This is a genomic window from Pseudomonas sp. GNP014, from assembly GCF_054344005.1.
Window position 1 is genome coordinate 5,024,130 of the sequence record NZ_JBTGUS010000001.1, and the last position, 14,908, is coordinate 5,039,037.

Consider the following 14,908-nt stretch of genomic DNA (forward strand, 5'->3'; position numbering starts at 1 on the left):
TGTGCCCATCCAAAAAACGTCAGAAGCCTTGAACCGTTTCGGCGGTTGTTCAGTGATAGAGGGTGTCATGGGTAACGAAAGCATCAATTGGGACAAGCTGGGTTTTGACTACATCAAGACCGACAAACGCTATCTGTCGTACTTTCGCGATGGCGAGTGGGACAAAGGCACCCTGACCGAAGACAACGTGCTGCACATCAGCGAAGGCTCGACGGCCCTTCACTATGGCCAGCAGTGCTTCGAAGGCCTGAAGGCCTATCGTTGCAAGGACGGCTCGATCAACCTGTTCCGCCCGGATCAGAACGCCGCGCGCATGCAACGCAGCTGCGCCCGCCTGCTGATGCCGCACGTGTCCACCGAGCAGTTCATCGAAGCGTGCAAGCAAGTGGTTCGTGCCAACGAGCGCTTCATCCCGCCTTACGGCACCGGCGGCGCGCTGTACCTGCGCCCGTTCGTGATCGGCGTGGGTGACAACATCGGCGTGCGTACCGCTCCGGAGTTCATCTTCTCGGTGTTCGCGATCCCGGTCGGCGCCTACTTCAAGGGCGGCCTGACCCCGCACAACTTCCAGATTTCCAGCTTCGACCGCGCAGCCCCACAAGGCACCGGTGCGGCCAAGGTCGGTGGCAACTACGCCGCCAGCCTGATGCCGGGTTCCCAGGCCAAGAAGGCGCACTTCGCCGACGCCATCTACCTGGATCCGCTGACCCACAAGAAGATCGAGGAAGTCGGTTCGGCCAACTTCTTCGGGATCACCCACGACAACAAGTTCATCACCCCGAACTCGCCGTCGGTTCTGCCAGGCATCACCCGCCTTTCGCTGATCGAACTGGCCAAGACCCGTCTGGGCCTGGAAGTGGTTGAAGGTGATGTGCTGATCGACAAACTGTCGGACTTCAAGGAAGCTGGCGCTTGCGGCACAGCCGCCGTGATCACCCCGATCGGCGGTATCAGCTACAACGACCACCTGCACGTGTTCCACAGCGAAACCGAAGTCGGCCCGGTCACCCAGAAGCTCTACAAAGAGCTGACTGGCGTGCAGACCGGCGACATCGAAGCGCCAGCGGGCTGGATCGTCAAGGTTTGATCTGACGGCTGCTGATGCACAAAAGCCCCCCATCGAGTAATCGATGGGGGGCTTTTTCATGGGCGCTGTTGCTGTATCCACTCAATGAACACCTTGGTGTGCGCCGACGCTTGCGGGGCAACACCGTAGTAATAGCGAGGCAGCGGCATGCGCAGCTCCGGCAACGGGCAGATCAGGCGACCACTCGACAAATGCGTGCCGAGCAAAGTGGTCGGACACAGTGCGATGCCCTCGCCCGCAACGGCCGCTTCCAGCACCCGGTGCATGTAATCAAACTGGCGGATCACTTGGCTGCTGCTCTGGCTCTGGCCGAAATGCATGGCCCAGTGGTGCCAGTCTTCTCGCCGCGCCCTGACGGTCAGCAAGGTGTGCGCACTGAGACCGGCGAGATTTGTCAGCGGCAGTCGCTCAATCAATGCCGGCGCCGCGACCATGACCAATTCATCCTCGAACAACGCTTGCGCCTCGAGCGACGGCGCCCAATCGTCACGGCCCCGGCGGATGACAATGTCGAAATCGTCGCGGACCGGATCCGGCGACTGAGTCTGTGTGACGACCTGGGTGTCGATGTGCGGATGCTGCGTCGAGAAGTCTGTCAAACGAGGCGTCAGCCATAACAGGGCGAAGGACGGCCGGACATTGATCCTGATCGTCGGCCGCGCTGCCTGCCGCTTCAACTCGGCAGCGGCGTCGGCTATCTGTGCCAGGCCGGTACTGACTTGCTGATAGAAATGCTCACCCGCCGGCGTCAGCAGCGATTGCCGAACACGCCGTTCAAACAGTAAAACGCCCAAGTGCTCTTCAAGCAGTTTGACGTGACGGCTGACTGCACTATGGCTGACATGCAGCTCTTCGGCCGCCAGGCTGAAACTCTGATGACGAGCAGCAACAGCGAAAGCGCGAACTGCGTTGAGCGGGGGAAGTGAATTTTTCATGGGTCTAATTTAGTCACATATGCACTGCATTTAAAGCGTTTGTCAGCGCCTTGTCGCCACGCCAATCTGCCCACATGCAGACACGCGATTCGACGGAGCAACATCATGCACAGCTACGGACTCTTCGTACTGTTCGCCACCCTGACTATTTTGAGCCCCGGCCCGGGCGTGGTGCTGACCCTGTCCAACGCCGTGCGCCTGGGCTGGACCGGCGCAGTGCCCGGCATACTGGGAATCGCCTCGGGCGCTTTCGTGGTGGCGGCCCTCAGCGCCACCAGCGTCGGCTTGATCCTCAGCGCCTCGGCCGAGGCGTTTACCGTGCTGAAATATGCCGGGGCCGCCTATCTGTTGTACTTGGGCTTCAAGAGTTGGCGTTCAGATCGTTTCCGTGCCCTGCAGCAGGTTCGCCCTTCTCGTCCGGGCTACCGCTTTCTCGAAGCCGCGTCCCTGCAGTTTCTCAATCCGAAAGCGATCTTCTTCTTTTTGGCCGTGTTCCCGCAGTTCATTGACACTGAACAGGCTTTTTACCCGCAGTTCTTCAAACTGGTGGCCTCTTACGCAACGCTGGTGATTCTGGTGCACGGCAGCTATGCCCTGCTCGCCAATGCGGCCAAAGGCTGGTTGTCGAGCCCGAAAGGCTCTTGGCTGGCGGCGAAAGTCTCGGGGGTGACCTTTGCCGGTTTTGGTCTGTTGATGGCTTCGGCAACCCGCTGAACAACCTGCTCAGGCTCATCCTGCTTCAAGGCAATCCGCTTGCCGGCCCGCCCGGCTATCCCGCTGGCCTGACCATTCTGTTGCTTGCCCATGCGCGCCTGGGTGATCAATCCGGGTATCAATTCCCCTTCCGGCAGGTTCTTCCAGAACCGCGCCGGCAAGTGCCCCTGCATGACCTTCTCGTTCAACCGCGCCGGGTTGAAGATGTGGCTGTAATAGGTCAGCCACAGATCGCCGTGGGGGTCGTCGACGTTCTGCGCCAGTTGCTGCCATTCCAGCGGGCACTGGCGCTGATGAATCAATTGTTCGCCGTCGTAGTAAACACCGTCACGCGGGGTGGCGATCAACCAGCGGTATCGGCCCATGCGCCCGACGAAGTGTTCGCTGGCACTGTGCAGGATGTCGTGGGCCGGTTCGTGCCACGCCACGTATTGCGGGCCTGGCTGATCCTGCGGGCGTTCGATGAACCGCACGAAGGCATGCAGATGGTGGGCTTCGCGCTGTACCTGCTTGATCCGCCGCTGCAGCTCACTGCCGAGTTTGTCGCCGGCCATCATCGCCGTGCGGTCGCCGTGACTGACACGCCACAACACTTCGTACAAAAGACTCCAGCGCTGGTCGCCACGGTAGCGGGCCGCTTGCTCCAGCGTGTCGAGCAATGCACGGGGGATGCGCGCCTGGAACGGGCCATGCCCTTCGGGCACCTGCACATCACTGGCAAACAGGTCATTCACGCCTTCGGACGCCCAACTGACGAGACTCGGGTCGATCTCATGGCTAAGCAACCAGCGCGCCTGCTGCCGCCAGGTAACGAACAGATCGTCGCAATCGAGATTGATCATCCCCACAACCCCATCTGCTGCGGCTGCGGCCGGTCGCGCAGTTGCTGGTAGAGCATGTGACTGGTGACTTCGGCCTGTTGCGGGTGATAGTCGCTGGTGATGATGAACGGCTTGGCCTTGGCCAGCACACAGCGCATGCGCGCCACGTCTTCGTAACGGATGCGCCGTTGCTGGCGCAATTGCACCAGGCGTTCGGTGGTACGCAAACCAATGCCCGGAATGCGTGCGATCAAGGCCGGTTCGGCGCGGTTGAGATCCAGCGGGAACACCTCGCGATTCTGCAGCGCCCAGGCCAGTTTCGGATCAATGTCCAACGCCAGATTTCCCGGTCCCTTGAGTAACTCACTGGCGCTGTAGCCATAGCTGCGCAAGAGAAAATCGGCCTGATACAAACGGTGCTCGCGCATCAGCGGTGGCGCGGCCAGCGGTACGCTTTTCGGGCTGTCGGGGATCGGGCTGAACGCCGAGTAGTAAACGCGCCGCAAACGGTAGTTGCCATACAACGACTGGGCGCTGTGCAGGATCGTGCTGTCGTCGGTGTCATCGGCGCCGACGATCATTTGCGTGCTCTGCCCGGCCGGGGCGAATTTCGCCGAACGAGGCTCATTGAGCACCGTTTGCACGCCGGTGTAGATGGTGTTCATCGCCTGCTTGATCGAACCGATCTGCTTCTCCGGAGCCAGGGTTTGCAGACTGGCATCGGTGGGCAACTCGATATTGACGCTCAACCGATCGGCATAGCGCCCGGCTTCCTTGATCAGCGCCGGGTCGGCCTCGGGAATGGTCTTGAGATGGATGTAGCCGCGAAACTCATGTTCTTCACGCAGCAGCTTCGCCACGCGCACCAGTTGCTCCATGGTGTAGTCCGCCGAGCGGATGATCCCGGAACTGAGAAACAACCCGCTGACGCAGTTGCGCCGGTAGAAATCCAGGGTCAGCGTAACCACTTCCTCGGGGGTGAAACGGGCGCGCGGCACATCGCTGGAGCGGCGGTTGACACAATATTGGCAGTCATAGAGGCAGAAATTGGTCAGCAGCACTTTCAGCAGCGAGACGCAGCGCCCGTCCGGCGTGTAGCTGTGACAGATGCCCATGCCATCGGTCGAACCCAGCCCGCTCTTGCCCTCGGAACTGCGCTTGGGCGCGCCGCTGCTGGCGCAGGAGGCGTCGTACTTGGCGGCGTCGGCGAGGATGCTGAGCTTGTCGATGATTTGCATGGTGAAGACTCGGTACTGGTTATGCGTACAGTATCGAGTCTATAGGATTGGCACAAGGTGCAAAGCAGGATCAAAAGATCTCGGCCGATCAGGTGTACGCACTCCCTGCAGGAGCTGCCGCAGGTTGCGATCTTTTACTCTGCGCTTGCAATGGCACCTCAACCCCGAACCGCGCCCCGATCTCCCTGCGCCCCAACGCCGTCAACGCCAACGCCCGACTGTCCAGATCCTGGGTTACCCACTTGCGCTTCAACGCCGTTTGCAACAATGCCGCCCCCAGCGAGCCACCCAGATGCGGCCGGCGCATGCTCCAGTCCAGGCACGGGCAGGCGAACTTGCGGCGCAACGTGCTCAGATCCTGCACCTCAATGCCCAATCCGCCGAACAGCGCCTCGCCACTGTCGCTCAACCGATATACCTGCTCATCGGTCATCACCAGCCACCCCGCCTCCAGCATGCGGTCGTGCAGCAACACCGCCAGCGTACCGGCCATATGGTCGTAACAGGTGCGGGCGAATTGCAGGCGATCCGGCGTATGCGGTTTGAACATTGGCGCGGCGTTCTGACCGATCACCATCAACGCCTCCAGCGCCTGGGCCACACGTTGGTCGGCGAGGCTGTAATAGCGATGGCGACCCTGCACATGCAGGCGCACCAGGGCCAGATCCTTGAGTTTGCTCAGGTGCGCGCTGGCGGTCGAGGCGCTGACTTCGGCGATGGCCGCGAGCTCCGTACTGGTGCGCGCATGGCCGTCCATCAGCGAGCAGAGGATTTTCGTGCGCGCCGGTTCGGCGATGGCGGCGGCCACTTGCGAGACGCCGATGTCTTGATGTTCTGCGTGCATATTTCGCTCCCCGACGAATCGTCGTCGCTGCGGACTGAAGATACTCGCATCACTTTCCCGACGACAAGGCTATGCACCATGGACCCGATCATCGCTGCGACGCAGGCCGATCCCTACCCCTACTACGCCGAACTGCGCGCGCAGGGCGGACTGACCTTTCATCACCCGCAGAAACTGTGGGTCGCCAGCAGCGCTCGCGCAGTCTGTGCGGTATTGGCCCATGCCGATTGCCAGGTGCGTCCAACACAGGAGCCAGTGCCGAAAGCGATTGCCTCGGGAATGGCCGGCAAGGTCTTTGCCCGGTTGATGCGAATGAGTGAGGGCGAACGCCAGCGCTGCCCACGTTCGGCGATCGAGCCGGCGCTTGACGTGTTCGATGCAGCCCGGGTGCGGGCGCTGGTGGCTGCACGCCTGATCAGCGCAGATGCCGACGGCGTATACAAAGCCATGTTTCGCGGCCCGGTGTGCGTGGTCGCAGCACTGCTCGGCTTCAGCCCGGCGCAAGGCCGGGCGATCAGTGAGCTGACCGCTGACTTTGTCGCGTGCCTGTCGCCGTTGAGCAATGATCTGCAACTGATGGCGGCACACGCGGCGGCTGAACAATTACGCGGTTACTTCATCGAGCTACTCGCCGAATCGAACAGCGACTGGTTGAAGGCCATCCTGCAACGCTTCGCGGGCGACGAAGAAACGCTGATCGCCAATCTGATCGGGCTTTGCTCACAGACGTTCGAAGCGACGGCCGGGCTGATCGGTAATACCTTGGTCGCGGTGCGGCGTCAGCCCGCGCTACGCAGCGCACCGATGGATGCGCTGTTGGCTGAGGTTCAGCGTTTCGATCCATCGGTGCAGAACACTCGGCGCTTTGTCGCGCAGGCTTGCGAGATTGATGGAGTGCGGGTCGAGGCCGGCGAGGTGATTCTGCTGTTGCTGGCCTCGGCCAATCGCGATCCGGCACTCAACGAACGCCCCGACGAGTTTCTGCTGGATCGCCCGAACCGGCGCAGTTTCAGCTTCGGCAGCGGCCGGCATCAATGCCCGGGACAACGGCTGGCGCTGACGATTGCCGCTGCGACTGTCGGAGAAATCCTTGATCACGGTGTGAATCTGCAGCAACTGGCCTGGCACTACCGCCCTTCCTTGAATGGGCGGGTCCCGTTATTCAGCCAGGCGCAGTGTTAAGCGCTGCGTAACTCAACCGTCAGGTGCGACAGCTCATGCACCGGCGCCAGCCGCTCGCGAATTGCCTCGGCGGTGACGCCGGCGGCCGCCACCACACTGACAATCGCCGCCCGTGCCTGCGGGCCGACCTGCCAGACGTGCAGGTCACTGATGCGCACGTCGTCCGAGGTTTCCAGCAGCTCGCGAATTTCCGCCGCCACCGGTTCGTCGGTGGTGTCGAGCAGCACCGCCGCGCTGTCACGCATCAGGTTGTAGGCCCATTTCGCGATGACAATGGAGCCGACAATACCCATCACCGGGTCCAGCCATACCCAACCGAGGTAACGCCCGGCCAGCAACGCGGCGATCGCCAGCACCGAGGTCAGCGCATCGGCCAGCACGTGGACGTAGGCCGAGCGCAGGTTGTTGTCGTGATGGTGATGATGATGAGCATGGCTGTGGTCATGCTGATGGCCGTGATCGTGACCGTGATGGCCCATCAGTAGAAAAGCGCTGAGGATATTCACGCCCAGTCCAACAATCGCAATCACCGTCGCTTCGCCAAACGCTACGGTGGTGGGTTCGAACAAACGAAAAAGCGACTCGCCGGCAATGCCCAGCGACACCAGCCCCAGCACCATGGCTGAAGCAAATCCGGCCAGATCGCCAACTTTACCGGTGCCGAAACTGTAGCGTCGGTTGTTGGCATTGCGCCGGGCGAAACCGTAGGCCGCCGCGGCGATGCCCAACGCGCCGGCATGGGTCGCCATGTGGAAACCGTCGGCCAGCAGGGCCATGGAGCCGGTGATGTAGCCGGCGGCGATCTCGCCGATCATCATCACAAACGTCAGCGCCACCACCCACAGGGTGCGGCGGGCGTTTTCGTCGTGGGACGCGCCGAGGAACTGGTGATCGTGGCTGAAACGATCAGCGCTTGGAGTCAGGCTCATGATGCTCGTGCTCTATTTGGAATAACGGCGGATGGCTTGCAGCAAGTCTTCGGCGCCCTGGGCGCGCTCTTCGTCGGTCAGGTCGGGATGCGCCACGTGCTCTCGGGTGTGAGCCTCGATGAACTGCTCCATCAAACCGTTGACCGCGCCGCGAATCGCCGCCACCAAGTGCAAGGTCTTGGCGCAATCGGCGTCGCCCTCCAGCGCTTTTTCAACCGCCTGCACCTGCCCGGCGATACGTCGGACGCGGTTGAGCAATTCGTCTTTGTGTTCGTGAATGTGCGACATACCTATACCCCCTACCCCTATATGCCGCGCATGATCGTCGATGGCTTCGGCAATCGCAAGCCGGATGAGCAATCAAAGGATGAACGGGATACTGAGAGCGAGCTCGATCCCCCTGTGAGAGCCCGCTGGCAATGACGGATACCGAATGTCAGATAAGGAAAATCAAGGTCGTTATTACACCCGCCTCAATCGTCCCGCGTCAGAACTTCCAACAACTCAATCTCGAACACCAGATTCGAATTCGGCGGAATCTTGCCCATCGACCGCTCGCCGTACCCCAGGTGCGCCGGCACCAGCAGTTTGCGCTTGCCGCCCACTTGCATTCCCATCAGTCCCTGATCCCAACCCTTGATCACCCGCCCTGTGCCAATCACGCACTGAAACGGTTTGCCACGGCTGTGGGAAGAGTCGAACTCGCTGCCGTCTTCCAGCCAGCCGGTGTAATGGGTGGTGATCAGTGCGCCTTTGACGGCGGCTTTGCCTTCGCCGACCTGAAGATCGATTACCTGCAATTCATCGTTCATGACATTCACTCTGTTATTCAGCTGGCCGCCGTTTTCCCAGAATTGTCGCTCATTCGCAACTCATAAACGAAGATGGCCGCTGTATCCCAATCGGTGGCGGAACCCTTAATATAGCCATCCGCCATTACTTCACGGATTGTTACGTCATGCTGGCAGTTCCCGAATGATTGACCTCTGGATCAGCCTGGCCATTGGCGTCGTCATGCTTGCCGTGATTGTCGTACTGGTTCTGCGCGAGCGCGGGTTACGCCGTCGCCTGGCTGAGTACCGAGACCTGCTGACCCGCGCGGCTGAGGGTCGCAATATCCATCAGGACGGCGACGCCGAGCGCTTCAAGCGCAGCCAGTATTTTGCGCGTATCGGCACCTGGGACTGGGAGGTCGACACCGATCGGCTGTACTGGTCGGATGCGATCTACGGCATGTTTGGGTTCAAGATCGGCGAAATCACCCCGTCCTATGCCTTGTTCTGTTCTTGCGTGCACCCGGACGATCGCATCAGGGTCCGCGACGGTGAATTGCGTTGCCTGGAAACCGGCGAAAACCACGACGAGGAATACCGCGTGGTCTGGCCCGACGGCACCATTCGCTGGCTGCGCGAAACCGGCAACGTGGTGCGCAACGATCACGACGCGGTGATCAAGATGATGGGCGTGGTGCGCGACATCACCGAAGAAAAAGCCTCGGCGAGTTACCTCAAGCACCTCGCCCACTTCGACCCGCTGACCGGCCTGCCCAACCGCCTGGTGCTGGAAGAACGTTTGTCCGAAGCGCTGGATCAGGCGAGTCAGACCGCTACGCGGGTGGCGCTGGTGTTTGTCGACTTGAATGGCTTCAAGAACATCAACGACCACTATGGGCACGCCGCCGGCGACCGGGTGCTGATCACCACCGCCACGCGCCTGAAACGCATTCTGCGCAACACCGACACGGTCGCCCGGATCGGCGGCGATGAGTTCGTGGTGATCCTGCAAGGCCTCGCCCCGGACCTCGACCTGCAGGACGAAGCCCGCCGCATCTGTCAGAAGATCTTCATCGAACTGTCGCCGCCGATCACCATCGGCAACGACCAGCGCCATGTCGGCACCAGCCTTGGGGTGGCGGTGTTTCCGGATCATGCGCCGACCATGGATCGGCTGTTGCACATTGCCGATCTGGCGATGTATGAAGCCAAGCGCAGTGGGAACAATCAGTATCGGTTGGGGGGCGTGAGCCCTGCGCGGGTGCATGCGCAGGGCTTTTGAATCCGGGGCTTAACGCTCGACAGGTTGCATCTCGACGATGGTGCCATTGGTGATCATGACCATCACGTACTTGTCGTTGATCTGCACCCACTGCGCCTGTTCGACCGGTGCTTTCAAACCTTTCTGTTTCCAGTTTTTCAGCGCTTTGTCACTGCGCTGATAAACGTCCGGGGCCCGGTCGTTGACCTTCAATTCACGGTCGCTGGTCGGGGACTGGACGGCAGGTTCGCTTGAGGTTTGCGCCGCTTGAACAAGTGGGCTGATCCCGGCAATGCCGGCGACGAGGGCCAGGCTGGCGATTAGGGTTTTGCTGTTCATCGGTGAACCTCCTTCAGATTTGTGATACCTGAACTCCGACTGCGGAGGACTGGAATCATTCCTTGTTTTTTTGCATGGGCTGGCCGGGGCATTGTAGTTGGCAGACACACCGCCATCGCTGGCGAGCCAGCTCCCACAAGTGTCTTGGCTGTACTCGACTTTTTTGAACACCACCAAACCCTGTGGGAGATTCTATGGTTGAGGGGAAGCCCTCAACCGGCTTTTGGTTGGTATTCGCTCTGCCTCTTCAGTAGGGCGAATACGATCCGAGCAAGCTTGCGAGCCAGTATCACCAGCGCCTGAGTGGTACTAAAACCTCGAGATCTTTGCTCTTCGTAAAAGCCTTTCCAGGCTGGTGTTCGGCTGGCCGACATGGCCGCGTTGTGCAGAAGCCGGCGGGCTTCAGGGTCACCTCGCTTGGTCAAACTCCGACGACCGTCTTTTTGTCCTGACTTCGACACTCGTAAATCCATCCCCAGAAAGGCGATAAACGCATCCGCGCTTCTGAACTCGCCCCGCTGAAACGTCGTGAGCAAACGGGCTCCGGTCAGAAATCCAATGCCTTCAACTTTCAGGCAACGCTTCAACTGACCGAGCAAACCAGCTTCTTTCAGACGATCATTAATCGTCTTTTCGACCAGCGTTTCAAGCTTTTGCATGGACTTCACTTGCTCGGCAAACGCAGATTTCAGCAGCGGCTCATTCGCCCAGCTTTGCACCAGAGCGACCCGCGCCTGGACCAAGGCTGCGCGACGACGAAAAAGGCTCAAGAGCTGGCGGTACAGCGGTGATGGCGGGGTCCAAGGGTGAAGATCATCACCTTCGTTCTTCAGATAGCGAGCGAGCAGCCTGGCATCCAGCGCATCGGTTTTGGCGCGGATATTCACCCCTTTGCGGTAATGGCTAAGTTCATAGCCACCCACCATGTAAATCACGCAGCCGGCCTCATAGGCCAGATCGGCGAACTCCAGGTGATAGATATTAGTCGACTCAATGGCTACAGCGACGGTCCCCGACAAGGCTTTCAACCATTGCTTGATGGCTGTTTTGTTGTTGGGGATCTCTTCAAGCAGGTCAAGTTCGGCGTGATAGATCACCAGTTCGTTCTTGGCGACATCCACGCCTACGATCGGCTTTGTGACAGAAACCGGCATTGCCATTGGTTTTCCTCCGGGATATGGTTTTGAGCACTTGAAGGGCTCACCCAGAGGCGCAGGCTTGTTCCTATCGTCGGTCTAGCCAGATGCATTCTTTATCGGCGCTTGGGTGAAAGGAGGAGGGGCGAAATCTCCCACGGATCTGTACTGCGTCAACAGTCAGAATCGGGCTTTGTCCCTCCTCCTCCCTTCAAGTCCTACCATACAAGCCTGGCTTGCCAGCGATGGGGACAGGCCTTTCAGCATTTTCATTGACTGACACACCGCTATCGCTGGCAAGCCAGCTCCCACAGGGTTAGAGGTGTTTCAAGAGATTGATCCGCTTTGCGCATCAATGCATGCCAATAATGCAATTAACATCCAGTTACACCTGCGCCACCATCCACCGCAATAACAACCGTGCGCCGCTTCCACGTCGCGCACGTCATAAAAGCGGTGGAGTCCTTTGCTATGACAGCCTCAATCCCACACGGCGGCTCGCGGGCCGGTGCCATTTTCCGAGTCACCTCGGGCAACTTCCTCGAACAGTTCGACTTCTTTCTGTTCGGTTTCTATGCCACACAGATCGCGGCGGTGTTCTTTCCGGCGAGCAGTGAGTTCGCGTCTCTGATGATGACGTTCGCCGTGTTCGGCGCCGGCTTTTTGATGCGACCGCTGGGCGCCATTGTGCTCGGTGCGTACATCGACGACGTGGGCCGCCGTAAGGGCTTGATCGTCACCCTGTCGATCATGGCCAGCGGTACGATCCTGATTGTGCTGGTGCCCGGATACGAAAGCATCGGCTTGTTCGCACCCGCACTGGTGTTGATCGGGCGGCTGCTGCAAGGCTTCTCCGCCGGTGCGGAGCTGGGCGGGGTTTCGGTGTATCTCGCGGAGATCGCCACCCCGGGTCGCAAGGGTTTCTTCACGGCCTGGCAGTCGGCCAGTCAGCAAGTGGCGATCATCGTCGCTGCTGCGTTGGGCTACGCACTGAATGCGTGGATGGCGCCAAGCGTGGTGGCCGATTGGGGCTGGCGCATTCCGTTTTTCGTCGGTTGCCTGATCGTGCCGTTCATCTTTCTGCTGCGCCGTAACCTGGCGGAAACCGAAGAGTTCGCCGCACGCAAACACCGTCCGAGCATGCGCGAAGTGTTCCACACCCTCGGCCAGAACTGGGGCGTGGTGTTGGGCGGCATGTTGATGGTGGCGTTGACCACTACGGCGTTCTACCTGATCACCGTGTACGCGCCGACCTTCGGCAAAACCGTGCTGCACCTGAGCACCTCCGACGCGCTGCTGGTGACCTTGCTGGTGGGTGTGTCGAACTTCTGCTGGCTGCCGATTGGCGGCATGTTGTCCGACCGTATCGGTCGTCGCCCGGTGCTGATCGCGATGTCGCTGCTGGCCCTGGCCACCACCTACCCGGCGCTGTCGTACCTGGTGCAGGCGCCGAGCTTCAGCCACATGTTGCTGTCGCTGCTGTGGCTGTCGTTTATCTACGGCATGTACAACGGCGCGATGATCCCGGCGCTTACCGAGATCATGCCGGTGGAAGTGCGCGTTGCCGGGTTCTCGCTGGCCTATAGCCTGGCCACTGCGGTCTTCGGCGGTTTCACCCCGGCGATGTCGACCTTTCTGATCCAGTACACCGGCGACAAGGCTGCGCCGGGTTACTGGATGAGCATCGGCGCGCTGTGCGCCTTGTGCGCCACCTTGTATCTCTATCGCCGCGCAGGCGGCCGTCTGCAACCGGTTGCCGCATAAGGAGCAATCACCTTGAAAAAACTCATTAACCTCAGTGCCGTCGCCCTCTTCGCGTTCAGCGCCCTGGCACACGCTGAACAACTGAACGTGATGACGTCGGGCGGCTTCACTGCCGCCTACAAAATCCTCGGGCCGAAATTCGCCGCGGCCACCGGCAACACGCTCGACACCCAGCTCGGCCCGTCGATGGGCAAGGCGCCGGAAGCGATCCCCAATCGCCTCGCCCGTGGCGAACACGCTGACGTGGTGATCATGGTCGGCTACGCCCTCGACGATTTGATCAAGCAGGGCAAGGTCGACCCGGCTTCGCGGGTTGAACTGGCGGATTCGCGGATCGGCCTGGTGGTGCGCCAAGGCGCGCCGAAACCGGACATCAGCAGCGTCGAAGGCCTGAAGAAAACCCTGCTCGACGCACAATCGGTGGCCTACTCCGACAGCGCCAGCGGCGTGTACATCGAGCAGCAGCTGTTCAAGAAACTCGGCGTCGAAGATCAACTGAAACCGAAAGCGAAGATGATCCCGAAAGTCCCGGTCGGCTCCGTGGTGGCCACCGGTGACTATCAGCTGGGCTTCCAGCAGGTCAGCGAATTGCTGCCCGTGCCGGGCGTGACATTTGTCGGCAAGATTCCGGAGTCGGTGCAGTCGGTGACGCGCTTCGCCGCCGGTATCCCGGTCGGTGCGCAGCATCCAAAAGAGGCCAAGGCCCTGCTCGACTACCTCGCCGCACCTGCGGCCCAGGCAGACGTGCAAGCCACCGGGTTGGATTCGGTCAAGCGCTGATCGTTGGCGGCTGGACTTTCATTTCCACCACCAGCCGCTCCAGTTCCAGTGCCGCCGGGGTCAACGTGCGACCCCGGCGCTTGATGATGCCGACGCTGCGCATCACTTGCGGATCGGTCAGCGGCACCCGCGTCAGGATCGGATGATCCGGCCCCGGCATCGCCATCAGCGGCACGGCCGCCACCCCCAGCCCCGCCTCCACCAGACCAATCATGGTCGTCACATGCCGCGTCTCGCAGATGCTCTGACGCTGCGGCACCACGCTGCTCAAGGCCTGATCAAGCAAAAAGCGGTTGCCCGACGTCTTGTCGAGCGAGATGTAATCCTGCTGATAGAACTCGTCCCACGTCACGCTGCTGCGCCCGGCCAACGGGTGATCGCGCCGGCAAGCAACGACATAGCACTCCTGCACAAGCGGTTCGAAATCGACTTTGGCATCCTGAGTGCCCAGGAAACTCAAACCGAAATCCGCCTCGCCATTCACCACTGCGCTGAGCACATCGTGGGCGCTGGAATCGAGGACCTTGACCTTGATCCGCGGAAACTGCTGGTGGTAACGCGCCACCACCCGCGGCATGAAGTAGTACGCCGCCGACGGCACGCAGGCCACGGTGACGTGACCCATTCGGGTCGAAGCGACTTCGCTGATGCCCAGCAATGCCACGTCGAGGTCATCCAGCAAGCGCTCGACGCTGGGCATGAATCCGCGCCCGGCCTGGGTCAGGCTGACCTTGCGCGTGGTGCGCTCGAACAACTTCACACCGAGGGCGTCTTCGAGCTTTTCGATGCGCCGGCTCAGAGCCGGTTGTGACAGGCGCACGGTGTCGGCAGCCTTGCGAAAACTGCCCTGCTCGACCACCGCGCGAAAGGCCTGCAGGTCGTTGAGGTCGAAGTTGATGGCCATGGCGAACTCTAAAAAGATTGATTCACAAAGGCTATCAATGTAACCAACTGATGCAAAATATTACAGAGCGCATAAGCAGCCCTTGTAGGAATGAGCCTGCTCGCGATGGCGGAATGTCAGTCAACAACCGGGAATCTGACAGATTGCTATCGCCAGCAGGCTCGCTGCTACAGGGGATCTTCAGTGGATCTTGAATCGTTT

General features: G+C 60.5%; 15 protein-coding genes and 1 pseudogene. 6 read left to right on the forward strand and 10 right to left on the reverse strand.

Annotated features, from left to right (window positions below):
* The first annotated feature begins 67 nt into the window (after window positions 1-67).
* Window positions 68-1,087, forward strand: a complete 1,020-nt coding sequence (locus tag ACXX9E_RS22530) for a branched-chain amino acid aminotransferase (protein WP_123450621.1) — start codon at window positions 68-70, stop codon at window positions 1,085-1,087.
* Window positions 1,088-1,143: 56 nt separating this feature from the next.
* On the opposite strand, the gene ACXX9E_RS22535 is transcribed toward ACXX9E_RS22530, so the two are convergent.
* Entirely contained in the window at window positions 1,144-2,022 is an 879-nt protein-coding gene (locus ACXX9E_RS22535; RefSeq protein ID WP_186744277.1) for a LysR substrate-binding domain-containing protein, read from the reverse strand.
* 105 nt (window positions 2,023-2,127) lie between these two features.
* Between ACXX9E_RS22535 and ACXX9E_RS22540 the strand changes: the two genes are divergently transcribed.
* The gene (locus tag ACXX9E_RS22540; RefSeq protein ID WP_186744279.1) at window positions 2,128-2,736 is read left to right on the forward strand and encodes a LysE family translocator; all 609 of its coding nucleotides are present in this window, start codon (window positions 2,128-2,130) and stop codon (window positions 2,734-2,736) included.
* A gap of 29 nt (window positions 2,737-2,765) precedes the next feature.
* On the opposite strand, the pseudogene ACXX9E_RS22545 reads toward ACXX9E_RS22540, so the two are convergent.
* The 3 genes and pseudogenes from ACXX9E_RS22545 to ACXX9E_RS22555 all read right to left on the reverse strand — a co-directional run.
* Window positions 2,766-3,578 (reverse strand): annotated as a pseudogene (locus ACXX9E_RS22545) (TIGR03915 family putative DNA repair protein); the annotation flags it as partial.
* On the reverse strand, window positions 3,575-4,795 hold the full coding sequence (locus ACXX9E_RS22550) for a putative DNA modification/repair radical SAM protein (protein ID WP_458556226.1): 1,221 nt from the start codon (window positions 4,793-4,795) through the stop codon (window positions 3,575-3,577). The gene ACXX9E_RS22550 and the pseudogene ACXX9E_RS22545, both read right to left, overlap by 4 nt.
* Before the next feature lie 88 nt (window positions 4,796-4,883).
* Window positions 4,884-5,639 (reverse strand): ArsR/SmtB family transcription factor, encoded by a 756-nt coding sequence (locus ACXX9E_RS22555; protein ID WP_186744281.1) that lies wholly within the window; start codon window positions 5,637-5,639, stop codon window positions 4,884-4,886.
* Between the two features lie 78 nt (window positions 5,640-5,717).
* Here ACXX9E_RS22555 and ACXX9E_RS22560 point away from each other — a divergent pair, with 78 nt between their 5' ends.
* Entirely contained in the window at window positions 5,718-6,821 is a 1,104-nt protein-coding gene (locus ACXX9E_RS22560) for a cytochrome P450 (RefSeq protein ID WP_458556227.1), read from the forward strand.
* On the opposite strand, the gene dmeF is transcribed toward ACXX9E_RS22560, so the two are convergent.
* The 3 genes from dmeF to ACXX9E_RS22575 all read right to left on the reverse strand — a co-directional run bounded on the left by dmeF (window position 6,818) and on the right by ACXX9E_RS22575 (window position 8,562).
* On the reverse strand, window positions 6,818-7,750 hold the full coding sequence (dmeF, locus tag ACXX9E_RS22565) for a CDF family Co(II)/Ni(II) efflux transporter DmeF (protein WP_458556228.1): 933 nt from the start codon (window positions 7,748-7,750) through the stop codon (window positions 6,818-6,820). The genes ACXX9E_RS22560 and dmeF overlap by 4 nt on opposite strands.
* A 12-nt stretch (window positions 7,751-7,762) precedes the next feature.
* The gene (locus tag ACXX9E_RS22570; protein ID WP_123462594.1) at window positions 7,763-8,038 is read right to left on the reverse strand and encodes a metal/formaldehyde-sensitive transcriptional repressor; all 276 of its coding nucleotides are present in this window, start codon (window positions 8,036-8,038) and stop codon (window positions 7,763-7,765) included.
* Between the two features lie 185 nt (window positions 8,039-8,223).
* Window positions 8,224-8,562 carry an FKBP-type peptidyl-prolyl cis-trans isomerase gene (locus ACXX9E_RS22575; protein WP_322374952.1) on the reverse strand — a complete coding sequence of 113 codons (339 nt, stop codon included), beginning with the start codon at window positions 8,560-8,562 and terminating at the stop codon, window positions 8,224-8,226.
* Between the two features lie 163 nt (window positions 8,563-8,725).
* Here ACXX9E_RS22575 and ACXX9E_RS22580 point away from each other — a divergent pair, with 163 nt between their 5' ends.
* On the forward strand, window positions 8,726-9,805 hold the full coding sequence (locus tag ACXX9E_RS22580; RefSeq protein ID WP_123462590.1) for a sensor domain-containing diguanylate cyclase: 1,080 nt from the start codon (window positions 8,726-8,728) through the stop codon (window positions 9,803-9,805).
* Window positions 9,806-9,814: 9 nt separating this feature from the next.
* Here the strand turns inward: ACXX9E_RS22580 and ACXX9E_RS22585 are convergent, their stop codons facing one another.
* Both ACXX9E_RS22585 and ACXX9E_RS22590 read right to left on the reverse strand, forming a co-directional pair.
* Window positions 9,815-10,123 carry an RcnB family protein gene (locus ACXX9E_RS22585; RefSeq protein WP_123462588.1) on the reverse strand — a complete coding sequence of 103 codons (309 nt, stop codon included), beginning with the start codon at window positions 10,121-10,123 and terminating at the stop codon, window positions 9,815-9,817.
* Window positions 10,124-10,335: 212 nt separating this feature from the next.
* The gene (locus ACXX9E_RS22590; protein ID WP_447808931.1) at window positions 10,336-11,283 is read right to left on the reverse strand and encodes an IS110 family transposase; all 948 of its coding nucleotides are present in this window, start codon (window positions 11,281-11,283) and stop codon (window positions 10,336-10,338) included.
* A gap of 447 nt (window positions 11,284-11,730) precedes the next feature.
* Here ACXX9E_RS22590 and ACXX9E_RS22595 point away from each other — a divergent pair, with 447 nt between their 5' ends.
* Together ACXX9E_RS22595 and ACXX9E_RS22600 are read left to right on the forward strand one after the other, a co-directional pair.
* The gene (locus ACXX9E_RS22595; protein WP_123462586.1) at window positions 11,731-13,023 is read left to right on the forward strand and encodes an MFS transporter; all 1,293 of its coding nucleotides are present in this window, start codon (window positions 11,731-11,733) and stop codon (window positions 13,021-13,023) included.
* A gap of 12 nt (window positions 13,024-13,035) precedes the next feature.
* Complete coding sequence (locus ACXX9E_RS22600; protein WP_123462584.1) at window positions 13,036-13,803, forward strand: substrate-binding domain-containing protein; 768 nt, start codon at window positions 13,036-13,038, stop codon at window positions 13,801-13,803.
* On the opposite strand, the gene ACXX9E_RS22605 is transcribed toward ACXX9E_RS22600, so the two are convergent.
* Window positions 13,793-14,707, reverse strand: a complete 915-nt coding sequence (locus ACXX9E_RS22605; RefSeq protein WP_186744298.1) for a LysR family transcriptional regulator — start codon at window positions 14,705-14,707, stop codon at window positions 13,793-13,795. The genes ACXX9E_RS22600 and ACXX9E_RS22605 overlap by 11 nt on opposite strands.
* Window positions 14,708-14,908 lie beyond the last annotated feature (201 nt).